The 24,295-nt window shown below is 66.1% G+C and carries 15 protein-coding genes and 1 tRNA gene; 14 read left to right on the forward strand and 2 right to left on the reverse strand.

What is annotated here, in order from left to right:
* Nucleotides 1-21: 21 nt before the first annotated feature.
* The 7 genes from lgt to E3O22_RS06920 all read left to right on the forward strand — a co-directional run bounded on the left by lgt (nucleotide 22) and on the right by E3O22_RS06920 (nucleotide 11,061).
* Nucleotides 22-1,017, forward strand: a complete 996-nt coding sequence (gene lgt, locus E3O22_RS06890; protein WP_134396101.1) for a prolipoprotein diacylglyceryl transferase — start codon at nucleotides 22-24, stop codon at nucleotides 1,015-1,017.
* Nucleotides 1,018-1,140: 123 nt separating this feature from the next.
* Complete coding sequence (gene gltB / locus E3O22_RS06895) at nucleotides 1,141-5,718, forward strand: glutamate synthase large subunit (RefSeq protein ID WP_134396100.1); 4,578 nt, start codon at nucleotides 1,141-1,143, stop codon at nucleotides 5,716-5,718.
* Nucleotides 5,711-7,168, forward strand: coding sequence for a glutamate synthase subunit beta (locus tag E3O22_RS06900; RefSeq protein WP_134396099.1), 1,458 nt, complete (start codon nucleotides 5,711-5,713; stop codon nucleotides 7,166-7,168). Before gltB ends, E3O22_RS06900 begins: the two co-directional genes overlap by 8 nt.
* Before the next feature lie 110 nt (nucleotides 7,169-7,278).
* Entirely contained in the window at nucleotides 7,279-8,724 is a 1,446-nt protein-coding gene (gene pyk / locus E3O22_RS06905) for a pyruvate kinase (RefSeq protein ID WP_134396098.1), read from the forward strand.
* Between the two features lie 323 nt (nucleotides 8,725-9,047).
* Nucleotides 9,048-9,542 (forward strand): hypothetical protein, encoded by a 495-nt coding sequence (locus E3O22_RS06910; RefSeq protein ID WP_134396097.1) that lies wholly within the window; start codon nucleotides 9,048-9,050, stop codon nucleotides 9,540-9,542.
* Between the two features lie 122 nt (nucleotides 9,543-9,664).
* Nucleotides 9,665-10,585, forward strand: coding sequence for a DUF6545 domain-containing protein (locus tag E3O22_RS06915; RefSeq protein WP_134396096.1), 921 nt, complete (start codon nucleotides 9,665-9,667; stop codon nucleotides 10,583-10,585).
* Complete coding sequence (locus tag E3O22_RS06920) at nucleotides 10,582-11,061, forward strand: hypothetical protein (protein ID WP_241976546.1); 480 nt, start codon at nucleotides 10,582-10,584, stop codon at nucleotides 11,059-11,061. Before E3O22_RS06915 ends, E3O22_RS06920 begins: the two co-directional genes overlap by 4 nt.
* Nucleotides 11,062-11,154: 93 nt before the next feature.
* Here the strand turns inward: E3O22_RS06920 and E3O22_RS06925 are convergent.
* Nucleotides 11,155-11,240: transfer RNA gene (locus E3O22_RS06925), tRNA-Leu, on the reverse strand.
* A 38-nt stretch (nucleotides 11,241-11,278) separates the two neighbouring features.
* Between E3O22_RS06925 and E3O22_RS06930 the strand changes: the two genes are divergently transcribed.
* Nucleotides 11,279-11,884 carry an ANTAR domain-containing response regulator gene (locus E3O22_RS06930; protein ID WP_104100541.1) on the forward strand — a complete coding sequence of 202 codons (606 nt, stop codon included), beginning with the start codon at nucleotides 11,279-11,281 and terminating at the stop codon, nucleotides 11,882-11,884.
* A gap of 63 nt (nucleotides 11,885-11,947) precedes the next feature.
* On the opposite strand, the gene E3O22_RS06935 is transcribed toward E3O22_RS06930, so the two are convergent.
* Entirely contained in the window at nucleotides 11,948-12,379 is a 432-nt protein-coding gene (locus E3O22_RS06935; RefSeq protein WP_134396095.1) for a hotdog fold thioesterase, read from the reverse strand.
* 56 nt (nucleotides 12,380-12,435) lie between these two features.
* On the opposite strand from E3O22_RS06935, the gene polA reads away from it, so the two are divergent.
* The 6 genes from polA to uvrA all read left to right on the forward strand — a co-directional run bounded on the left by polA (nucleotide 12,436) and on the right by uvrA (nucleotide 24,284).
* Nucleotides 12,436-15,114 (forward strand): DNA polymerase I, encoded by a 2,679-nt coding sequence (polA, locus tag E3O22_RS06940; RefSeq protein WP_134396094.1) that lies wholly within the window; start codon nucleotides 12,436-12,438, stop codon nucleotides 15,112-15,114.
* Between the two features lie 75 nt (nucleotides 15,115-15,189).
* Complete coding sequence (locus E3O22_RS06945; protein WP_134396093.1) at nucleotides 15,190-16,866, forward strand: DUF885 domain-containing protein; 1,677 nt, start codon at nucleotides 15,190-15,192, stop codon at nucleotides 16,864-16,866.
* A 190-nt stretch (nucleotides 16,867-17,056) separates the two neighbouring features.
* Nucleotides 17,057-18,514 (forward strand): 30S ribosomal protein S1, encoded by a 1,458-nt coding sequence (gene rpsA / locus E3O22_RS06950; RefSeq protein WP_134396092.1) that lies wholly within the window; start codon nucleotides 17,057-17,059, stop codon nucleotides 18,512-18,514.
* A gap of 99 nt (nucleotides 18,515-18,613) precedes the next feature.
* Complete coding sequence (coaE, locus tag E3O22_RS06955) at nucleotides 18,614-19,243, forward strand: dephospho-CoA kinase (protein WP_134396091.1); 630 nt, start codon at nucleotides 18,614-18,616, stop codon at nucleotides 19,241-19,243.
* Nucleotides 19,244-19,253: 10 nt separating this feature from the next.
* Nucleotides 19,254-21,317 (forward strand): excinuclease ABC subunit UvrB, encoded by a 2,064-nt coding sequence (gene uvrB / locus E3O22_RS06960; RefSeq protein WP_134396090.1) that lies wholly within the window; start codon nucleotides 19,254-19,256, stop codon nucleotides 21,315-21,317.
* A gap of 99 nt (nucleotides 21,318-21,416) precedes the next feature.
* Complete coding sequence (uvrA, locus tag E3O22_RS06965; RefSeq protein ID WP_241973243.1) at nucleotides 21,417-24,284, forward strand: excinuclease ABC subunit UvrA; 2,868 nt, start codon at nucleotides 21,417-21,419, stop codon at nucleotides 24,282-24,284.
* Nucleotides 24,285-24,295 lie beyond the last annotated feature (11 nt).

Here is a 24,295-nt window from a genome sequence, read left to right on the forward strand (position 1 = left end):
CGGGGCCTCCCCGGCGCCACGATGAAAGGTAGTCCCCAGGTGTCTTTTCTTCTGAGCATCCCGAGCCCGAGCCCCGAATGGAGCTCCTTCACCCTCGGCCCGTTCACCATCCACGCCTACGCCCTCTGCATTCTGGCAGGGATCATCGCCGCCACCGTCATGACGAGCCGCCGACTGTCTGCGCGCGGAGGCGAGCCGGGCGTGGTGCTGGACATCATCCTGTGGGCCGTTCCGCTCGGCATCGTCGGCGCGCGCTTCTACCATGTGTTCACTCACCCGTCCGACTACTTCTTCGAGGGTGCCAACCCTCTCGAGGTGTTCGCCATTTGGAACGGCGGCAACGCCATCTTCGGAGCACTTCTGGGCGGGGCCGTCGGCGCGTACATCGGCTGCCGCATCTCGGGCATCCGGTTCTGGGCCTTCGCGGACGCCCTGGCACCGGGAATGCTGGTGGCGCAGGCCATGGGCCGTCTCGGCAACTGGTTCAACGAGGAGCTCTTCGGTCTGCCGACCGACCTGCCCTGGGGCCTCGAGGTTTCCGCGGCGAACCCGGCCCTCCCGATCGGACTTCCCCCCGAAACGCTGTTTCACCCCACCTTCCTCTACGAGATGATCTGGAACGTGGTCGGCGTCGTCCTGATCCTCGCGATCGAACGCAAGGTTGCGCTCCGCTGGGGCAAGGCCTTCGGCGTCTACCTGATCTGGTATGGCCTCGGCCGCAGCTTCTTCGAGTCGATCCGGGTCGACCCGAGCGAGATGTTCTTCGGCCTCCGCACCAATGTGTGGGCCGCCTTTGCCGCCATCCTGCTGGGCATCATCCTGATCGTCGTGCAGAGCAAGCGCCACACGGGCCTGCCCGCGAGCGTGTACGTTCCCGGCCGCGAGTGGAAGGGGCCCGACGCTGAGGTAGAATCTGATGAGTTTGATTCGGACCCCGAGGATCACGGTGATGAGGCCGTCGGTCCCGCCGGATCAGTCGACGTTGCAGCCACAAGCACCAGCAACTCGCGCCTCTAGGCTCAGGTTGACATCAACCTGTTCCACGGCTTGTGACCCGGTATGACGGGCCGCCGCGCACATGTCTACCTGAGCGGGCCAGCGTCGTCCCCACTCGCCAGTTACTTTCGTGAGGACGGTCCAATGCCGCAAACACCCCTCTTCTCGCGCTTCAGCGCAGTGCCGAAGCCGCAGGGCCTGTACAACCCGGCCGATGAGCGCGATGCCTGCGGCCTCGCCATGGTCGCCACGCTTCGGGGCACCGCCGGGCACGACATCATCACCCTCGCCCTCGACGCGCTCCGCAACCTCGAGCACCGCGGTGCGGTCGGATCGGATGCCGGAACCGGAGACGGCGCGGGCATCATCACTCAGGTTCCCGACGAGTTCCTGCGGGCGGTCGCCGATTTCGCCCTGCCCGCGGCGGGCCGCTACGCCGTCGGCAATGTGTTCCTGCCGGTCGATCCCACCAAGCGCAGCGGCATCAAGCGCCAAATCAACCGGATCGCCCTCGAAGAGGGACTGGTGATCCTCGGCTGGCGCGAAGTTCCCGTGCGCCCCGACGAGGTCGGCACCCTGGCGCGCGCAGCCATGCCCGCCATCCAACAACTGTTCGTGCAGAGCGTCCGCACGACTGAGGCCGGCGACACGCTCGGCAACATCGCGCTGGACCGCCAGGCCGTCAGGCTGCGGAAGCGCGCCGAACGCGAGCTGGAGATCTACTTCGCCTCACTGTCCTGTCGCACCGTGGTCTACAAGGGAATGGTCACGACGCTTCAGCTGGAGCCGTTCTACCCGGACCTGTCCGATCCGCGCTTCGTCTCCAAGCTCGCCCTTGTGCACTCCCGCTACTCCACCAACACGTTCCCGTCCTGGCCGCTCGCGCAGCCGTTCCGCATGATCGCGCACAACGGCGAGATCAACACGGTTCAGGGCAATCGCAACTGGATGCAGGCGCGCCAGTCCCAGCTCGAATCCGACCTGCTCGGCGATCTGGCGCCGCTGCTCCCGATCGTCACCCCCGGCGGCAGCGATTCGGCCTCGTTCGATGAGGTCGTTGAGCTGCTCAGCCTGTCGGGGCGTTCGCTCCCGCACGCCGTCATGATGATGGTGCCGGAGGCCTGGGAAAACCAGACCGACCTCGACGCCGAACGCCGCGCGTTCTACGAGTACCATTCCATGCTGATGGAGCCGTGGGACGGCCCGGCCGCGATCGTGTTCACCGACGGATCCCTCGTCGGCGCCACCCTCGACCGCAACGGGCTGCGCCCCGGCCGCTACCTCATCACCGACGACGGTCTCGTCGTGCTCGCCAGCGAGATCGGAGTGCTCGACATCGACCCCAACCGGGTGGTGCGCAAGGGCCGCCTGCGTCCCGGCAAGATGTTTCTGGTCGACACGGTCGCCGGACGCCTGATCGAAGACGACGAGATCAAGGCCGACCTCGCGGCGAGCGAGCCGTGGGGAACCTGGCTGGACGCCGGGCGCATCAACCTCAAGGATCTGCCCGAGCGGGAGCACATCGTGCACCCGCCGGCATCCGTCGTGCGCCGCCAGCGCACCTTCGGCTACACCGAGGAGGAGGTGCGCATCCTGCTCGCGCCGATGGCTCGCCTCGGCGGGGAACCGCTCGGCGCGATGGGCTCCGACACCCCTATCGCCGTGCTCAGCGACCGACCCCGGCTGCTCTTCGACTACTTCACGCAGCAGTTCGCCCAGGTGACCAACCCACCGCTCGACTCGATCCGCGAGGAAGTTGTCACTTCCCTCAAACTCGGGCTCGGTCCGGAACGCAACCTCCTCTCGGTGGGCCCCGAGCACGCCCGGCAGGTCGTGCTCGACTTCCCCGTGATCGACAACGACGAGTTGGCGAAGATCCAGCACATCGACACCGCGCCGGGCAGCCGCACCACCAGGACCATTCGCGGGCTCTACCGGTTCGAAGACGGGCCGGACGCCCTCGAGGCCCGCATCAAGGAGATGTGCGCCGAGGCCGACGCCGCCATCGACGACGGCGCGATGTTCCTCGTTCTCTCCGACCGGGATTCCAACAAGGACCTGGCACCGATCCCGTCGCTGCTGATGATTGCCGCGGTTCACCACCACCTGATCCGCACCGAGAACCGCATGAAGGTCGGCATCGTGGTCGAGACCGGCGATGTGCGCGAGGTGCACCACGTCGCCCTCCTGATCGGCTACGGCGCATCCGCCGTGAACCCGTACCTTGCGATGGAAACGTGCGAGGATTTGGTGCGCAGCGGCTACATCACGACCGGCACGCCCGAACAGGCCGTGCGCAACGTGATCAAGGCCCTCGGCAAGGGCGTGCTCAAGATCATGTCCAAGATGGGGATCTCGACCGTCTCCTCCTACGCCGGTGCGCAGACCTTCGAGGCCGTGGGACTGAGCCAGGAATTCATCGACCAGTACTTCACCGGCACCACGAGCAAGCTCGGCGGCATCGGCATCGAGGTGGTTGCGGCCGAGAATGAGGCCCGGCACCGGGCCGCCTACCCCGAGGATGCCGCCGTCACCGCGCACGAACGCCTCGCGACCGGAGGTGAGTACCAGTGGCGCCGCGACGGGTCTCCGCACCTGTTCAACCCGGACACCATTTTCCGGCTCCAGCACTCCACCCGCACGCGCAGCTACGACATCTTCCGCGAGTACACGAAACTCGTCGACGACCAGGCGTCGAGCCTGATGACGCTGCGCGGCATGTTCACCTTCACCACCGGCAAGCGCCACCCCGTACCGCTGGACGAGGTGGAACCGATCTCCTCGATCGTGAAGCGCTTCGCGACGGGGGCGATGAGCTACGGCTCGATCTCCGCCGAGGCGCACGAGACCCTCGCCATCGCAATGAACCGCCTCGGCGGCAAGTCGAACACCGGTGAGGGTGGAGAAGACCTTGACCGTCTGCTCGACCCGGAGCGACGCAGCGCCGTCAAGCAGGTGGCTTCCGGCCGGTTCGGTGTGACCAGCATGTACTTGTCCCACGCCGACGACATCCAGATCAAGCTGGCGCAGGGAGCCAAGCCCGGCGAGGGCGGCCAGCTGCCGCCCACGAAGGTCTACCCGTGGATCGCCCGCACCCGGCACGCGACCGCCGGCGTCGGCCTGATCTCGCCGCCCCCGCATCACGATATCTACTCGATCGAAGACCTCAAACAGTTGATCTTCGACCTGAAGCGGGCGAATCCGACCGCGCGCATCCACACCAAGCTGGTCAGCCAGTCCGGTATCGGCGCGGTCGCCGCCGGAGTGGCCAAGGCACTGTCCGACGTCATTCTCATCTCCGGTCACGACGGCGGAACCGGCGCGAGCCCGCTCAACTCCCTCAAGCACGCGGGGACTCCCTGGGAACTCGGCCTGGCCGAAACGCAGCAGACCCTGATGCTCAACGGGATGCGCGACCGGGTCGTGCTGCAGGTCGACGGCCAGTTGAAGACCGGCCGTGACGTCATCATCGGAGCGTTGCTCGGCGCCGAGGAGTTCGGCTTCGCGACCGCCCCGCTGATCGTGGAGGGCTGCGTCATGATGCGTGTCTGCCACTTGGACACCTGCCCCGTCGGGGTGGCCACCCAGAATCCCGAGCTGCGCAAACGTTTCACCGGCAAGGCCGAGCACGTGATCAACTTCTTCGAGTTCATCGCTCAGGAGGTGCGCGAGTACCTCGCCGAGCTCGGATTCCGCAGCCTCGACGAGGCCATCGGCCACCGGGAGGTGCTCGACGTCAACGGGGCGCTGACGCACTGGAAGGCCTCCGGACTCGATCTGTCGCCCGTCCTCGTCGGTCCGGACTTCTCCGCGGGGGAGCCCCGGCAGTCCGGTCGCCCTCAGGAGCACGAGCTCGAGCTCCACTTCGACAACGAACTGATCCGGCAGAGCGCCAGTGTGCTTGAACACGGTGGGCAGGTCTCGATCTCCCTGCCCATCCGCAACACCGAGCGGGCCGTGGGCACCATGCTCGGTCACGAGGTCACCGTGCGTCACGGCGAGAACGGGCTGCCGTCCGGTTCCATCGACGTCACCCTCACCGGCAGCGCCGGACAGTCCTTCGGCGCGTTCCTGCCGAGCGGCATCATCCTGCGGCTCGAGGGTGACTCCAACGACTACGTCGGCAAGGGTCTCTCCGGTGGGCAGATCACCGTGCGACCCGACCGGGGCAGCCTGTTCCCGGCCGAGCAGAACGTGATCGCCGGTAACGTCATCGGCTACGGCGCGACCCAGGGCAGCATGTTCATCCGCGGCATCGTGGGCGAACGTTTCCTGGTGCGCAACTCCGGCGCCACCGCCGTCGTCGAGGGCGTCGGTGATCACGCCCTCGAGTACATGACCGGGGGACTGGCGGTCATCCTGGGCGAAACGGGGCGCAACCTGGGTGCCGGCATGTCTGGCGGAACCGCCTACGTCTACGGTCTCCGTACCGAGGATGTCAACCGGCAGGCCCTCGACTCCGGCGAACTCACACTTCTGCCGCTCGGCGGCGCGGACCGCGAGATCGTGCGTGACTTGCTCGAACAGCATCATGACCAAACCGAATCCGCCCTGGCGGCCCGGCTGCTGGCCGATTTCGAGACCACCATGTCCACATTCGTCAAGGTGCTACCGCGCGACTACGCGGCCGTCCTGGCAACCAGGCAGGCCGCTGTCACCGAGGGCCTCGACCCCGATGGCGTCGTCGTTTGGAACCGCATTCTGGAGGCAACCAATGGCTGATCCGAAGGGATTCCTGAAGACCACGGACCGGGAGCTTCCGGCCCGCCGTCCCGTATCCGTTCGTCTGATGGACTGGAAAGAGGTCTACGAGCAGGGCGACGCGACGCAACTGAAACGCCAAGCCGGCCGCTGTATGGACTGCGGTGTGCCGTTCTGCCAGCAGGGCTGCCCGCTCGGCAACATCATCCCGGAGTGGAACGACCTCACCTGGCGGGACGAGGGCCGTCAGGCCATCGAACGTCTCCATGTCACCAACAACTTCCCGGAGTTCACCGGGCGTCTCTGCCCGGCACCCTGTGAGTCGGCCTGCGTTCTCGGAATCAGTCAGCCGCCGGTCACGATCAAGCAGGTTGAGGTCTCCATCATCGACCAGGCCTTCGCCAACGGATGGGTTCAGCCCCAGCCGCCCGGACGCCTCACCGGCAAGACGGTCGCGGTCGTCGGCTCGGGCCCGGCCGGCCTCGCGGCCGCGCAGCAGCTCACGCGGGCCGGTCACACGGTGGCGGTCTTCGAGCGCGACGACCGGATCGGTGGGCTTCTGCGTTACGGCATCCCGGACTTCAAGATGGAGAAGAAGCACCTCGAGACCCGACTCGGCCAGATGACGGCCGAGGGCACCCGCTTCCGCGCAGGCGTCACCATCGGCGTCGACATCACCTGGGATGACCTCCGGGCCCGCTATGACGCTGTGGTGGTCGCCACGGGTGCCCTGGTACCCCGCGACCTGCCGATCCCCGGGCGCGACCTGCCCGGAGTGCACTTCGCCATGGAATACCTCGTGCAGCAGAACAGGGTCGGCGCCGGCGACACGGTCGACCAGCAGATCACCGCCGAGGGCAAGCACGTGGTCGTACTCGGCGGCGGCGACACCGGCGCCGACTGCATCGGTACCGCTCACCGCCAGGCCGCGGCATCCGTCACGAATCTCGCCATCGGCCGCCAACCGGGCACGGAACGGGCGGAACACCAGCCGTGGCCGCTGTCTCCGACGCTGTTCGAGGTGTCGAGCGCCCACGAAGAGGGCGGCAACCGCGAGTACCTGGTGTCGACGGTGGAGTTCCTGGCCAACGAGGTGGGCGAGGTGCGCGCCATCCGCGTGGCCGAGACCGAATTCCGGGGCGGACGCCGGGTGCCCAAGGCCGGAACGGAGCGCGAGATCCCTGCGGATCTGGTTCTCCTGGCCATGGGCTTCACCGGACCTGAATCGCGCGAGCTGACGGACCAGCTGCACGTGCCGGTCGATGGGCGGAGTAATGTCGAACGTGACGTTAATTACCAGACCAGCCATGAAGGCGTGTTCGTTGCTGGTGATGCCGGCCGTGGCCAGTCGCTCATCGTCTGGGCGATCGCCGAAGGTCGGGCTGCTGCGGCAGCCGTCGACAAATTCCTCGAAGGCGAGACACAACTGCCTGCACCGGTCAAACCGACCGATCATGCCTTCGCAATCTGATTGGTCACTGATCCAGTGATTCGATTCCAAGAGATCCACCACCCCGTGGTCTCCCGACCATCAACAGAGAATATGCGCCGAAACAGCGCGGAAACCGGAGTTTTTTCAGTATGAGACGCGCCAAAATTGTCGCCACGCTCGGGCCGGCAGCAGCCAGCTACGATCAAATTCGTGCCCTTATCGATGCCGGTGTCGACGTCTGCCGGATGAACCTGAGCCACGGGGACTACCAGGTCCACGAGGGTGTTTATGCGAATGTACGCAAAGCAGCGAACGACTCCGGCCGTGCCGTCGCCGTAATGGTCGACCTGCAGGGACCGAAGATCCGTCTCGGGAAATTCGAAGGTGGCCCTTACGAACTGGCCTTCGGAGACATTTTTAAGATCACCACAGAAGAAATCCTCGGTACCAAGGAACTCTCCGGCACCACCTACAAGGGCCTGCCCCAGGACGTCAGGCCCGGCGACTTCCTGCTGATCGACGACGGCAAGGTCAAGGTCGAGGTGGTGGCCACGAACGACACCGTCGTGACGACCAAGGTGATCGTCGCCGGTCCCGTGTCGAACAACAAGGGCATCAACCTGCCCGGTGTCGCCGTGAACGTGCCGGCCCTGTCCGAAAAGGACGAGGCCGACCTGCGCTGGGGTCTCCGCCTCGGCACGGACCTGATCGCGCTGTCGTTCGTTCGGGATGCCGCCGACATCACCCGCGTGCACGAGATCATGGCCGAAGAAGGACGCCGCGTTCCCGTGATCGCGAAGATCGAGAAGCCGCAGGCCGTGGAGAACCTCGAGGGCATCGTCGACGCGTTCGACGCCATCATGGTGGCCCGTGGCGACCTGGGCGTGGAGCTGCCGCTCGAGGCCGTTCCGATCGTGCAGAAGCATGCGGTCGAGCTCGCTCGTCGCATGGCCAAGCCGGTCATCGTGGCGACCCAGATGCTCGAGTCCATGATCCACAGCCCGGTGCCGACCCGCGCGGAGACGTCTGACGTCGCCAATGCCGTGCTCGACGGCGCGGATGCGGTCATGCTCAGTGGCGAGACCAGCGTCGGCGAGTACCCCGTCGTCACGGTCCAGACGATGGCGCGGATTGTCGCGTCGACCGAGGACCACGGCCTGGAGCGTATCGTTCCGCTGACGAACAAGCCGCGTACCCAGGGCGGTGCCATCACCCTGGCCGCCATCGAGGTCGCCGAATTCGTCGAAGCGAAGTTCCTGTGCATCTTCACGGAGTCCGGTGACTCGGCCCGACGGATGTCCCGGCTGCGGTCGAAGATCCCCATGCTGGCCTTCACCCCGGAGCCCGGTATCCGTCGCCGACTGGCCCTCACCTGGGGAATCCAGACCTACCTGGTCGACCGGGTCACCCACACGGACGCCATGTTCGGACAGGTGGATGACATCCTGCTGGGCCAGGGTCTGGCCCAGCTCGGAGACAAGGTCGTCGTTATCAGCGGTTCCCCTCCCGGAATCGCGGGTTCCACGAACGACATCCGTGTGCACCGCGTCGGCGATGCCCACAATGAAGTTCACCCGGCGTACGCGAAGAAGTAGCGCCGCGACGAAGAAAGCCCCGCCGCCCGGCTTCGGGTGGCGGGGCTTTCTCGAGCTGTCCAGATCTGCGCGGCACAGCCCAGCACCGGGAATCTGTGACCCACCGCCCCCGGGCGACACCCTGTTCCCCTTCAGTGTCGCCCATGAGGCTGTGCGCGTGAACACTCCGAGCCGGAGCACGACTGGACGGTCCGTGGCGTGCGCGGGTCCCCCGACCCGGTAGCGTGGACATGTCCAACCATATTTCAGGCTAGCACCTGTTGGACATGTCTAATGTCACGGTCCGGCACCACGGGGCAGCGGCGCACAGGGGGGAGCGGGACGTGAACTACGGAGCACGCACGGAGCGGGCGCGCGAACTGGTGGCCACCCTCACCCTCCCGCGTCCGCTGACCGCCGCGACGCTGCACCGGTACATGGAAGGTCTGCGCGGCAAGGCGATCATGATTCGTGCGGCGAGTCCGCGGCTCGTGGAATTCGGAGTCTGCGGGCTGTGGATCGAGGTCGCCGGAGAGAATTTCGAGCGCATCCACCATGCACCGACGACCTCCGCCGTGCACCGCCAGCAGTTCATCAACCATGAGTTCGGCCACATGATCCTGCGGCATGAGAAGCAGCTGATTCCGGCCTTGCGGGTCGCGTTGCTCGCACCCCTGATCCCGCTCGACTCGATCGCGTACGCGCTGTCCCGCAGCAACTTCACCGACGAGCAGGAAGCCCTCGCCGAGGCGATCGGCGACCGGCTGGCCCTGATCATGCTCGGAGACAGCGCCGACACGGCCAACGGCCCCCGAACCGGTTTCGGCCGGGTGCTGTAGTGCAGATCATCCTGCTATCGGTGTCGGCGTTGATCTGGATCGCCACAATATCGTGCGTGCCGTCAGTCCTTCGCGGTCGTCGTCGCCGTCTCTTCTGGGTCCTCGTTGCTTTCGGGACGACAATGAGCCTGCAGCCTTACGTCGTGTACAACGCCGTCGACGGACTGCTGGGTGGGGACAACGTCGCCTACTTCAGCTTTCATGCAACGGCGATCGTTACCATTGGTCTCCTGGACGGCATCGTGCAGGAGGCCGTGTCCGTGGGCGGTCTCACGCGGCGTAGGAATCAGGTGACCGCACTCGTCACGGGCGCAATTGTCACCGCCCAAGCTGTCCTATTCTTCGGCGGCGACTGGCGTTTTCGAGAGCAGATCCACGAGGCTTTTCCGAATCGTTGGGATTTCGCCGCCTACTCGTCCACCACGTGGATTGCGATGGCCCTCTTCTCCGTGTCGGTCGGTGCGGCATGCGTGTCCGATCTGCGCCATCAGCATCGGTTGATCACTCGGGCGTCTCTCGCTCTCGTTGTGCTCGGTTGCCTCGGGGCGCTGGTCTACACGATCGTCAGCTTCGCGAGCGTGACCGCAGCCCTTCTCAGTCCGGACTTCTCCTTCGACGGGTGGCCCTACACCGCTTACCACATCGCCCTCGCCACCGCTCCCGTCTGCCTCGGCCTGGGTTTGGGTCTGACTGCCATGGAAGCGGGTATCCGGGCCCTGGCGAAGACCAGCCGCGACCGGGTGCTGCTGTGGCGGATCACTCCGTTGTGGGAGCGCCTGCTGGCCGGGTCTCCGGAGCTGAGCATCGAGCGCGACCTCTCGCGCGCCGGGCTACTCCTCGTGCGGGCTCCCGGCGCTCACCTGTACCGGCGTTACGTCGAGGTGCGGGATAGCCTGTTCCTCGACCCAGACCAGAGCCTGACGGTATCCGAACGGGTACTGATCGACGCCACCGAGGACCACGTGCGGGCCATCCCCGCCGCAGCTTCGATCGTCACCACCCTTGCCCGCCCCGTGACACCCCGACAGGACCACACATCGTGATTGACCCGCGAGCAGCCGACGACAGGCGCAGCATCCCCGGCGAACCGATCAGTCCGCAGCGGGAACTGGCACGCAAGCTCAACCTCCTGCTTGACGTGGTCGTCGCCGAGGGCAACACGCCGCATACTTACAAGCAGATCGCCGCTGGACTGCAGGCGCGGGGCCTGTCACTGTCCCGAGCACGGTGGGCCTACATGATCACCGGGGACGGACCTCTCGTGACAGACGTCGACCTGCTCACGGGCATCGGCGAGTTCTTCCGTATCCCGCCGGAGTACCTGCTGGGCTCTGACGGCGACCTCCCGGACCGCGTCGACTCCCAGCTCGCGTTCGTGAAAAGCCTGCGCGCCCAGCGCGTGGTGAACTTCGCGGCACGCACGCTCGGGGATGTGTCCCCGGAGACGCTGCGGTCGATCACCGCGCTCCTTGAAGAGGACATGCAGCGCGGCGAAGCCGCGCGACCCGCTGAGGGCTGACGGACTGACGGGCTGGCCGACGCGCCGACGGGCGCTGACGCCCCGGCAGAGCCGAAGCGGCCCGTCGCGGCGGGAATTTCTGCCTGGGGGTGTTGGTACCGGTGGTGGGACTCGAACCCACACGTCCTTGCGAACAAAGCATTTTGAGTGCTCCGCGTCTGCCATTCCGCCACACCGGCTCACAACACCTGCATCAGAATACCGTAGGCTTTCCCCCGTGACCGACCAAGACTCCACCCCAGTACCTCCTCGCCGCGTTGTCGTTGCCGAGGATGAGTCCCTCATCCGCCTCGACATCGTCGAAATCCTTCGTGACGCCGGATTCGAGGTGGTCGGTGAAGCCGGCGACGGAGAAACCGCTGTCGCCCTGGCCACCGAGCTGCGGCCCGACCTGGTCATCATGGACGTGAAGATGCCACACCTCGACGGAATTTCCGCGGCCGAGCGCATCACCAAGGCGCACATCGCCCCCGTCGTTCTGCTGACCGCGTTCAGCCAGAAAGAACTCGTCGAGCGCGCCACGGAAGCCGGCGCGCTGGCCTACGTGGTCAAGCCGTTCACCCCGAACGACCTGCTGCCCGCGATCGAGATCGCCCTCTCGCGCTACAGCCAGATCATCACCCTCGAAGCCGAGGTGGCCGACCTCGTCGAGCGCTTCGAGACCCGCAAACTCGTCGACCGCGCCAAGGGCCTGCTCAACGAGAAGATGGGCCTCACCGAGCCGGAGGCGTTCCGTTGGATCCAGAAAGCGTCCATGGACCGCCGGCTCACCATGCACGACGTCGCCCAGGCGATCATCGAGCAACTCAGCGCCAAAAAATAACCGTCGGCGGCCGGGCAGATCACCCGTCGGGGTTGATGCCCGGCCGTTTTTCGCGCTGGGGTCTTACGCCTCGGGCCGGTTCGGCAGTTCCTTGATCAGATTGGTGATCCGGATCGTCGAGCAGCGACGACCCTGATCATCCGTGACCGCGATCTCGTGCGTCGTGAGCGTACGACCCAGGTGCACCGGCGTGCAGACGCCCGTGACGAAGCCCGACGTCGCCGACCGGGTATGCGTGGCATTGATCTCGATCCCCACCGCCAGGCGGCCGGGACCGGCATGCAGATTGGCGGCCATCGAGCCCAGCGACTCGCCGAGGACCACGTAGGCCCCGCCGTGCAGGAGCATCGCGGGCTGCGTGTTGCCCTCGACCGGCATCCGTGCTACGGCCCGCTCAATCGTGAACTCCACGAACTCGATGCCCATCTTTTCGGCCAGGGAGCCGGCTCCGCGCTGCTGGACCCACTCGAGGGCGTCCGTGGTCTGCTGGATCATAGTCACCTTCGGTCGCTGCACCTGCCCGCGCCGGATGACGCTTGTAGGCTGTCTCTGTGTCAGATTCCGAAAAGCCTACCCTGATGATCATCGACGGCCATTCCCTCGCCTACCGGGCGTTCCACGCCCTCCCCGTGGACAGTTTCCAGACCCACGACGGGCAGCACACCAACGCCATCCACGGGTTCCTGTCCATGCTGCTCAGTCTGCTGCGCAACGAGAAGCCCACGCACATCGCCGTGGCGTTCGACATCTCGCGGTTCTCCTTTCGCACTCGCGAATACGCCGACTACAAGGGCACGCGGGCCAGCACGCCGAGCGAATTCATCGGGCAGGTGCCGTTGCTGCAGGAGGCCCTGGCCGCGATGAACATCACGACGCTGACCAAGGAAGACTTCGAGGCCGACGACATCCTCGCCACCCTGTCCGTGCGCGGCAACCAGGAAGGCTTCCATGTCCTGGTGGTCTCGGGGGACCGGGACACGATCCAACTCGTCAACGAAAACGTCACCCTGCTCTACCCGGCCAGCCAGGGCGTCTCGGCGCTCACCCGCTACGACCCGGCCCGGGTGCGCGAGAAATACGGCATCGAGCCGGCACAATACCCGGATGTCGCGGCCCTGGTCGGCGAGACCAGCGACAACCTGATCGGGATCTCCAAGGTGGGGGAGAAGACCGCCGTGAAGTGGCTCGGCCTCTACGGCAGCCTCGCCGGCATCCTGGATCACGCCGAGGAGATCAAGGGCGTCGTCGGCAACAACCTGCGCGAGCAGAAAGAGAACGCGATCCGCAATCGGCGGCTCAACCACCTCGTCACCGACCTCGACCTCCCGGTGGAGCTCCCCGACCTCGTGCGGTGCCCCATCGACGAACCGGCCGTGCGCGCCGTGTTCGGCCGGCTCGAGTTCCGCACCCTGCTTGACCGCGTGATCAAGCTTGAGGGCGCCGGCGCGACCGAAGGCGTCGCCGTGGTCGTGCCGGAGGAAGTGCTGGTCGCCGCGCCTCAGGCCCCCGCCGCCCAGGACCTGCTCGACGAGGAGCTGGCCGCGTGGATCGCCCGGGCCGCGGTCGCCTCCCCGCAGGGCCTCGCTCTCTCCGTAGAAGTACACGAGGGCAAGGCCATTGGCTTCGGAGTGTCCGGACCGACCGAGTCGGTCAACCTGCCCTGGCAGCCCGGACGCGCGGACTACCTCGCATTCGAGGCCTGGCTGGCCAGCGACTCGCCCAAGATCATGCACGACGCCAAGAGCCAGATCAAGGCGCTCCGCCGCAGCAACCTGGACTTTTCGGGGCTGGTGTTCGACAGCCTGATCGCGGGCTGGCTACTGCGCCCCGGGGTACCGGACAAAACCCTCGCCACCCTCGTCTTGCGATACCTGGGCGAAACCGTGCCGCTGACCGACCCCAACCAGCTGATCCCGGCCGAGAACGAGGCCGGGGGCGTGCCGGTGGAGTCCTGGTACACGTTCCGGGTGGCCGCGGCCATCGACGCACTGCTCGACGACGGGTCCCGCGAAGTGCTCACCACCATCGAGATGCCCACCCTGCTGGCCCTCTCCGACATGGAACTGGCCGGCGTGGCCGTCTCCCATGACCAGTTGTCGGCACTGTCCGGCCAGCTGGGCGAGCGCGCCGCCGGGTTGGCCGCCGGCGCCTACGCCGAGATCGGCCGCGAGGTGAACCTCGGTTCACCCAAGCAGTTGCAGGAGGTACTGTTCGATCAACTCGGCATGCCTAAGACCCGGGCGAACAAGACCGGGTTCTCCACGGATGCCGGGGCTCTGGCTGACCTGCAGACCAGCAACCCACATCCGTTCCTTGACATGCTGTTGCAGCACCGCGACGCCACCAAGCTGCGCCAGATCGTGGAGACCCTGGACAAGGCCATCGACGAGACGGGCCGTATCCACACCACGTACGTGCAGATCGGCACGGCCACCGGTCGGATCTCCTCCACCGACCCCAACCTGCAGAACATCCCGGTGCGCACCGAAGAGGGCCGCCGCATCCGGGCCGCATTCCACGCGGCCAACGGGGCCGAATGCCTACTCACCGCCGACTACTCGCAGATCGAGATGCGCATCATGGCGCACCTGTCCGGCGACGCGGGACTGATCGAGGCCTTCAACGCCGGCGAGGACCTGCACCGGTTCGTCGGCGCCAGCGTGTTCGGCGTGGCGCCGGAAGACGTCACGAACGAGATGCGCTCCAAGGTCAAGGCCATGTCCTACGGCCTGGCCTACGGGCTGAGCGCCTTCGGGCTGTCCCGGCAGCTGCGCATCGAGACGAAGGAGGCCAAGCAGCTCATCACAGACTACTTCGCCCGGTTCGGCGCGGTGCGGGACTACCTGCGCAATGTCGTCGAGCAGGCCAAAATGGATGGCTACACGGCCACCATATTCGGCCGCCGCCGCCCGTTCCCCGAGCTGCACAGCGCCAACCGGGTCGTGCGCGAGAACGCGGAGCGCGCGGCCCTCAACGCACCGATCCAGGGGTCGGCCGCCGACATCATGAAGATCGCGATGAACGGGATCGCCGTGGACCTGGTCGACCGCAATTTGGAGTCGCGCATGCTGCTTCAGGTACACGACGAACTGATCTTTGAGGTCGCCCCGGGGGAGTGGGATGCGCTCCGCCAGATCGTGACGCACCGGATGGAGACCGCAGCGGACCTGTTGGTGCCGCTTGACGTGCAGGTCGGCCGAGGCGACAACTGGGATGCCGCCGCCCACTAGGCAGCGACTGCCAGCCGCCCGAATGCGAGGTCCGGCGCTCCGCCCACGGTCGAGCGCGTGTTCTAGGCTCGGGTCATGACATCCGACAAGCAGCGCACCCCCACGGCGATCGACCGGATCGCCGAGGACTGGGTGGACACCCTCGTCGACATCGACCCGACCGTGGGCACGTACATCGGCCGCACCGAGGTTGACGGCCGCTTCGGCGACTACTCCCCGGACGGCCTGGACCGCAGGGTCGACGCGGCCCGATCCTTCATCACCCGCCTCGACGCGGCCACGGCCGTCGACGACGTCGACGTCGTCACCCGCACCGACCTGCGCAGCTCGCTCGCCCTCGACGTCGAGAGCGCCGAAGCCGGACTGCCGCTGCGCGACCTGAACGTGATCGCGTCGCCGGCCCAGGGCATCCGGGAGGTCTTCGACCTGATGCCCACCGCCACCGTCGGCGACTGGGACACCGTTTCCGCCCGCCTGCGCGCCCTGCCCGGGGCCATCGACGGCTACATCCAGACCCTGCGTCTCGGCATCGAGCGCGGCAGTATGCCTGCCCGGCGTCAGGTGCAGGAAGTCATCCTGCAGGCGCGGCGCCACGCGGCGAAGGACGGCTTCTTCGCCGAGTTCGCCGCCAACGCCGGCCATGGCACGGGATCCCTCCCGGCCTCGCTGGCCAAGGATCTCGACACCCGGGCGCGCGCCGCGGCCGCGGCCTACGGAACGCTGGCGGATTTCCTCGGCACCGAGCTCGAGGGCAGGGCCCCCACCCGCGACGCCATCGGTCGCGACCTCTACCTCCTGCAGTCCCGCCGTTTCCTCGGCGCGACCATCGACCTCGACGAAACCTATGAGTGGGGCGTGGAGGAGCTGGCTCGGATGGTCGCCGAGCAGGAGAGCATCGCCGACCTGATCAAGCCGGGCGCGAGCGTGCACGAGGCCATTGCGTTCCTCGACACCGAACCCAGCCGCAAGCTGCACGGAACCGACGCCTTGCAGAAATGGATGCAGGAGACCAGCGACCGAGCCGTCGCCGAGCTTTCCGAGACCCAGTTCGACATCCCTGACGAGATCAAACGCCTCGAGTGCCTGATCGCCCCCACCCAGGAAGGCGGCATCTACTACACCGGGCCTACGGACGATTTCTCCCGCCCGGGCCGGATGTGGTGGTCGGTGCCGGCCGGGATCACCGAATTCGACACCTGGCGCGAATTGACCACCGTCTACCACGAGGGCGTGCCCGGCCACCATCTGCAGATCGGCCAGGCCGTCTACAACCGGGCCAAGCTGAACACCTGGCGCCGCCAGCTGGCCGGCACCTCGGGTCACGCCGAGGGCTGGGCGCTCTACGCGGAACGTCTGATGGAGCAGCTGGGCTACCTCGACGACCCGGCCGACCGTCTCGGAATGCTGGACGGGCAGCGGATGCGCGCCGCCCGCGTCGTCCTCGACATCGGCGTGCACCTCGAGAAGCAGCTGCCCGACGGTTCGGGCCCCTGGACCGCCGACTACGCCCTGGAGTTCCTGGGTCGGAACGTGAACATGAACGCGAGCTTCGTCAAGTTCGAGGTGAACCGGTACCTCGGCTGGCCGGGGCAGGCCCCGTCCTACAAGGTCGGCCAGCGCATTTGGGAGCAGCTGCGGGACAGGTACAGGGAGCGCGAGGGCGACGCCTTCTCGATCAAGGAGTTTCACCGCAAGGCCCTCGATCTCGGCGGGGTCGGCCTGGACACCCTCCAGGCGGCGATGCTCGGCTAACGTTCGGGGTCGATCGGGGTCGATCGGGGTAGTTTCGGTGGGGGGACGGGCAAGTTGCCGGCCTCTCCCGCAAACAGCTAAGCTTAGCTGTCACGTTTGTGACGAACTGTCCACCGCCATACATGGTGCACGAGAACGAGTTTTTTCCCGTGTGTGGCCCGAACTATGTCCATCCTGGAGCAACTACTACATGACAAACGCAACGACCGAACGGGCACCCAAGCAGGTCGCCATCAACGACATTGGATCTGCTGAAGACTTTCTTGCCGCGGTCGAAAAGACTCTGAAATTCTTCAACGACGGAGACCTCATCGAGGGCACCGTGGTGAAGATCGACCGCGACGAGGTTCTCCTCGACGTGGGTTACAAGACCGAGGGCGTCATTCCCTCCCGCGAACTTTCCATCAAGCACGACGTCGACCCCTCTGAGGTCGTCAAGGTCGGCGACCTGGTTGAGGCCCTCGTTCTTCAGAAGGAAGACAAAGAAGGCCGTCTCATCCTATCCAAGAAGCGCGCTCAGTACGAGCGTGCATGGGGCGACGTTGAGAAGATCAAGGAGTCGGATGGCGTTGTCACCGGTTCGGTCATCGAGGTTGTCAAGGGTGGCCTCATCGTGGACATCGGACTCCGCGGGTTCCTCCCGGCCTCGCTCATCGAGTTGCGACGTGTTCGCGACCTGACCCCGTACCTGGGCCAGGAGATCGAGGCCAAGATCCTCGAACTCGACAAGAACCGCAACAACGTCGTGCTGTCCCGTCGTGCGCTGCTCGAGCAGACCCAGTCCGAGAGCCGCACCACGTTCCTCAACAACCTTCAGAAGGGACAGGTCCGCAAGGGCGTTGTCTCGTCGATCGTCAACTTCGGTGCGTTCGTCGACCTGGGTGGCGTTGACGGTCTGGTTCACGTCTCCGAGCTCAGCTGGAAGCACATCGAACACGCCAGCGAGGTCGTCGAGGTTGGCCAGGAAGTCACCGTCGAGATCCTCGAGGTCGACCTCGAGCGCGAGCGCGTGTCGCTTTCCCTCAAGGCCACGCAGGAAGACCCGTGGCAGGTCTTTGCTCGCACCCACGCCATCGGCCAGGTTGCACCGGGTAAGGTCACCAAGCTCGTTCCGTTCGGCGCGTTCGTTCGCGTTGCCGAGGGCATCGAGGGACTCGTTCACATCTCCGAGCTCTCCGGCAAGCACGTCGAGCTCGCCGAGCAGGTCGTGTCGGTCGGCGACGAGGTCTTCGTCAAGGTCATCGACATCGACCTCGAGCGTCGCCGCATCTCGCTGAGCCTCAAGCAGGCCAACGACGGTGTCGACCCCGAGGGCACCGAGTTCGACCCGGCGCTCTACGGAATGCTCACCGAGTACGACGACCAGGGCAACTACAAGTACCCCGAAGGCTTCGACCCGGAGACCAACGAGTGGCGCGAAGGCTTCGAAACCCAGCGCGAGAAGTGGGAGCAGGACTACGCTGCAGCCCAGGCTCGTTGGGAAGCCCACAAAAAGCAGGTTGCCTCCGCGAACGACGAGATCACCGCCGTCGGCGATGTCCCGTCCGCCGCAGGCAACACCTTCTCGAGCGAGACGGCCGGCGCCGGCACGCTCGCGGACGACGAGGCCCTCGCAGCACTGCGCGAGAAGCTCTCCAGCTCCAACTAGCAACGAGCTGACTGAAGGCCGCACCCTCCGGGGTGCGGCCTTTTTTCGCTTCGCCGGCGGATGCCGGTTCGCCCATCGAGGGCCGTTAGCATGGCACGTGTGTACTTGATTGGACTGACCGGCGGGATCGCATCCGGAAAAAGCACCGTCGCGCGGCGGCTCGTGCAGCACGGGGCCGTGCACATCGACGCCGACCAACTCGCGCGGGTCGTGGTCGCGCCCGCCACCCCGGGGTTGGCCAAGATCGCGGATGCTTTCGGTGACGGGATGCTGCTGCCCGACGGCAGCCTGAACCGGATGGCGCTCGGCGCAGTCGTGTTCCGCGATCCGGAGGCATTGGACCGCCTCAACGCGATCGTGCACCCCGAGGTGCGTGCGCGCTCGAACGCACTGATCCGCGAGGCGGAAGATGCCGACCGCGACGCGATCGTCGTGTACGACGTGCCCCTGCTGGTGGAGGCCCGCGTCGACCATCCTTTCGACCTCGTGGTCGTCACCCAGGCCGACGAGCCGACCCGGGTGCGCCGCATGGTGGAGCTGCGGGCGATGGATGCCGGCGAAGCGGAGCGCCGGATCCGCGCCCAGGCGAGTGACGCCGACCGTCACAGGATCGCCGACGTCGTCATCGACACGGGCGGCACTCTTGAGCAGACCCTGGAGCAGGTCGACGTGCTGTGGGACCAGGTGCGGGGTCAAGGCCAGCAGCGCATTGTCAGAGGCGCTCCGTAGACTGACGAGCATGGAACCCACGCGCTCTGTAAATCCGTTCGAGGTGGTGAGCGAGTACACGCCGAGCGGCGACCAACCCACAGCGATCGCCGAGCTGGCCGGCCGCATCAACGCCGGAGAGACCGACATCGTGCTGCTCGGCGCCACCGGTACGGGCAAATCGGCGACCACGGCCTGGCTGATCGAACAGGTGCAGCGGCCGACCCTGGTGCTCGCCCATAACAAGACCCTCGCCGCGCAGCTCGTGAACGAATTCCGTGAGCTGATGCCCAACAATGCCGTCGAGTACTTCGTGTCATATTACGACTACTACCAGCCCGAGGCCTATGTGCCCCAGACCGACACCTTCATCGAGAAGGACTCCTCGATCAACGCGGAGGTCGAGCGCCTACGGCACTCCACCACGAACTCCCTGCTCAGCCGGCGCGACGTCATCGTGGTCTCCACGGTCTCCTGCATTTACGGCCTCGGCACGCCAGAAGGCTACCTCGAGGCCATGGTCGCTCTACAGGTCGGTCAACAGGTCAACCGGGACTGGCTGATCCGGAAGTTCGTTGCCATGCAGTACCAGCGCAACGACATCGACTTCTCCCGCGGCCACTTTCGGGTGCGCGGCGACACCATCGAGATCATCCCGATGTACGAAGAACTCGCCATCCGCATCGAGATGTTCGGAGACGAGATCGAGGCGCTCTACAGCCTGCATCCGCTCACCGGCGACATTGTGAGGAAGCTCGACTCCGTCGCCGTCTTCCCCGGCTCGCACTACGTGGCCAGCACGGACGTGATGCAGCGCGCCATCGGCACCATTCAGGAGGAGCTCGTCGAACGGCTTGAGCAGCTGGAGCGCGAGGGCAAACTGCTCGAGGCCCAGCGCCTGCGCATGCGCACGCAGTTTGACCTGGAGATGATGGAGCAGATCGGTTTCTGCTCCGGCATCGAGAACTATTCCCGGCACATCGACCAGCGTCAACCGGGTGAGGCGCCGCATTGCCTGCTCGACTATTTTCCCGACGACTTCCTGATGGTCATCGACGAGTCCCACGTCACGGTGCCGCAGATCGGCGCCATGTATGAGGGCGATTCCTCGCGCAAGCGCACACTCGTCGACCACGGCTTCCGGCTCCCGAGCGCCCTCGACAACCGACCGCTCAAATTCGGAGAGTTCAAGGGGCGCGTCGGCCAGACCGTCTACCTCTCCGCCACCCCCGGCAAATACGAGTTGGGCATCGCCGACGGCATCGTTGAACAGATCATCCGTCCCACCGGGCTGATCGACCCGCAGATCATCGTCAAGCCCAGTAAGGGCCAGATCGACGACCTTCTCGAGGAGATCCACAAGCGCGTCGACCGCAACGAACGCGTCCTGGTCACCACGCTCACCAAGAAGATGGCCGAGGAACTCACTGACTTCCTCACCGAGGCCGGCGTGCGGGTGCGCTACCTGCACTCGGATGTCGACACGCTGCGTCGCGTCGAACTCCTCACTGAGTTGCGGGCCGGCGTTTACGACGTACTCGTGGGCATCAACCTGCTCCGCGAGGGGCTTGACCTGCCCGAGGTGTCGCTCGTCGCCATCCTCGACGCCGACAAGGAGGGCTTTCTCCGTTCGGCGACCTCGCTGATCCAGACCATCGGCCGCGCGGCCCGCAACGTCTCCGGCGAGGTGCATATGTACGCCGACCGGCTCACGGCCTCGATGGAGCGCGCGATCGACGAGACCGACCGCCGCCGCGAGAAGCAGGTGGCCTACAACACCCTTCACGGCATCGATCCCACCCCGCTGCGCAAACGAATCGCTGACATCACCGAGGTTCTCGCCCGGGAAGAGGCGGACACCGCCGAGCTCCTGGCCGGCCGCGACACCCGCCGCAAGGGCGTCGCGGCGACTCCGCGCCGCCAGGGACTGGCCGCGAACGGCGCGAACGACCTCGAGTCGATTATCGCCGACCTCAACGGCCAGATGCTCGAGGCGGCAGGGGAGCTCAAGTTCGAGCTCGCGGCCCGGCTCCGCGATGAGGTGTCCGAGCTGAAGCGGGAGCTGCGCCAGATGGAGAAGGCCGGCCACATCTGATCGGATGATCGGACGCGGCTGGGTAAACTTCGAACATTTGTTCGCTTAGGGCGTGCTGATTCGCAGGCTTGGGCGCGTGGCGCTGCATAGAATCAGATGGTGTCAATTTCCAAGGTAGAGACCGGATCAAAACTCAACGTTCGTGGCGCCCGTGTGCACAACCTGCACAACGTGGACCTCGAGATCCCGCGCGATTCACTCGTCGTCTTCACGGGACTGTCCGGCTCGGGCAAATCGTCGCTCGCGTTCGACACCATCTTCGCGGAGGGCCAGCGGCGCTACGTAGAATCGCTGTCCGCGTACGCGAGGCAGTTTCTGGGCCAGGTCGACCGACCCGACGTCGACTTCATCGAGGGCCTGAGCCCTGCCGTCTCCATCGACCAGAGGTCGACCAACCGCAACCCGCGGTCGACCGTGGGCACCATCACCGAGGTCTACGACTACATGCGGCTGCTCTGGGCGCGCATCGGTGTGCCGCACTGCGCCGTCTGCGGCGAAGTCATCCAGGCACAGACCGTGCAGCAGATCGCCGACCAGCTGATGGGACTCGATGAGGGCGTCCGCTACCAAGTGCTCAGCCCGGTCGTATCCCAGAAAAAGGGCGAGTTCGTCGACCTGTTCAAGGAACTGGCAGCCGGCGGCTATTCCCGCGCCATCGTCGACGGCACCCCGATCCAGCTCAACGAGCCGCCCGTTCTGAAGAAGCAGCTCAAGCACGACATCTCCGTGGTCATCGACCGTCTGGTCGCCGGCCCCGACCTGCTGAGCCGGCTCACCGACTCCCTTGAGACGGCGCTCAAGCTGACCGACGGCATCGTGCAGATCAACTACGTCGACCGGGAGGGCGACGAGGCCTGGCAAAGCTACTCGGAGAAGCTCTCCTGTCCCAACAACCACCCCGTGCAGCTCACCGAGATCGAGCCGCGCACGTTCTCCTTCAACGCGCCCTTCGGCTCCTGCCCTGAGTGCTCCGGGCTCGGCACGCGCATGTCGGTCGACGCAGACCTGCTGCTCGGCGACCCCGAGCTCAGCATCGCGGACGGCGTCGTGCTGCCCTGGACCACGCAGGGCAAGGGACTATTCCAGTACTACGAGAAGCTCCTCGACGGGCTCGCCCGCGACCTGGACTTCTCCCTCGACACCCCGTGGGGCGAACTGCCCGCCGAGGTGCAGGACGCCGTTCTGCGCGGCGACAACTTCGAGGTCAAGGTGAAGTGGAAAAACCGCTACGGCCGGGAGATGAGCTACACCTCCGGTTTCGAGGGCGTCGTGCCCTACATTGAACGTCAGTACCTGCAGGCGGAGTCCGACACCCAGCGCGCCCGCTGGGGAGAATACCTGCGCGAAGTGGACTGCCCCGTCTGCTCCGGAACCCGGCTCAAGCCCGAGGTCCTCGCCGTGCTCGTGCACGGGGCCAGCATCGCGGATGTCTGCACCCTCAGTCTCACCGACGCCCGCGATTTCATGAACAAGCTCGAGCTGACCGACCGGGAGGCCGTCATCGCCGCGCAGGTGCTGCGAGAGATCAAGGCGCGCCTGGACTTCCTGATCCGCGTCGGCCTGAACTACCTCAACCTGGCCCGGGCCGCGGCGACCCTGTCCGGCGGCGAGGCGCAGCGCATCCGTCTGGCCACCCAGATCGGGTCCGGCCTGACCGGGGTACTGTATGTGCTCGACGAACCGAGCATCGGCCTGCACCAGCGCGACAACCGGCGACTGATCGAGACCCTGGTTACCCTGCGCGACCTCGGGAACACCCTGATCGTGGTCGAGCACGACGAAGACACCATCAAGACGGCCGACTGGGTCGTCGACATCGGCCCGGGCGCCGGCGTCAACGGCGGCCATGTCGTGCACTCCGGCTCCTACGCCGACCTGCTCACCAACACGGAGTCGCTGACCGGGGACTACCTGGCCGGCCGCAGGTCCATCCCGACCCCGGCCACTCGGCGCGAAATCGACCCGGCGCGCGAAATCTCGGTTATCGGCGCGGAGGCCAACAATCTCAAGAAGGTGTCGGTCAGTTTCCCGCTCGGCACGTTCACGGCCGTGACCGGCGTCAGCGGATCGGGCAAGTCGTCTCTCGTCAACGACATCCTGTACCGGGTACTGGCCAACCGGCTCAACGGCGCCCGCAAACTCCCCGGCCGGCACACCCGCGTCACCGGGCTCGAGCAGCTCGACAAGGTCATCCACGTCGACCAGGCCCCGATCGGGCGCACGCCGCGCTCCAACCCTGCCACCTACACCGGCGTCTTCGACAAGATCCGCACCCTTTTCTCCGAGACGATCGAGGCTAAGGCGCGCGGCTACCTGCCCGGTCGGTTCAGCTTCAACGTCAAGGGCGGCCGCTGCGAAGCCTGCTCCGGCGACGGCACGATCAAAATCGAGATGAACTTCCTGCCCGACGTCTACGTTGCCTGCGAGGTCTGCGGGGGAGCGCGCTACAACCGCGACACCCTGACCGTGCACTACAAGGGCAAAAGCATCGCCGAGGTGCTGGACATGCCGATCAGCGAGGCCGCCGATTTCTTCGAGGCGATCTCGTCCATCCACCGGTTCCTGAACACCCTCGTCGAGGTCGGCCTCGGCTACGTGCGACTCGGCCAGAGCGCCACGACGCTGTCCGGCGGCGAGGCCCAGCGCGTCAAACTGGCCACCGAGCTGCAGCGCCGGTCCAATGGCCGCAGCGTGTACGTGCTCGACGAGCCCACGACCGGCCTGCACTTCGAAGACGTGCGCAAACTGCTGCTCGTGCTGAACAGCCTGGTCGACAAGGGCAACACCGTGATCGTGATCGAGCACAACCTCGACGTGATAAAGTCCGCCGACTGGGTGATCGACCTCGGTCCCGAGGGCGGTTCCGGCGGGGGCCGCGTGCTTGCCACCGGAACCCCGGAGCACGTCGCCACCGTGAAGAAGAGCCACACGGGCATGTTCCTGAAGGAGATCCTGGCGGCACACTGACCGCCTCAGGA

It is taken from the genome of Cryobacterium sp. TMT2-18-2 (assembly GCF_004402245.1).
GTDB lineage: Bacteria > Actinomycetota > Actinomycetes > Actinomycetales > Microbacteriaceae > Cryobacterium > Cryobacterium sandaracinum.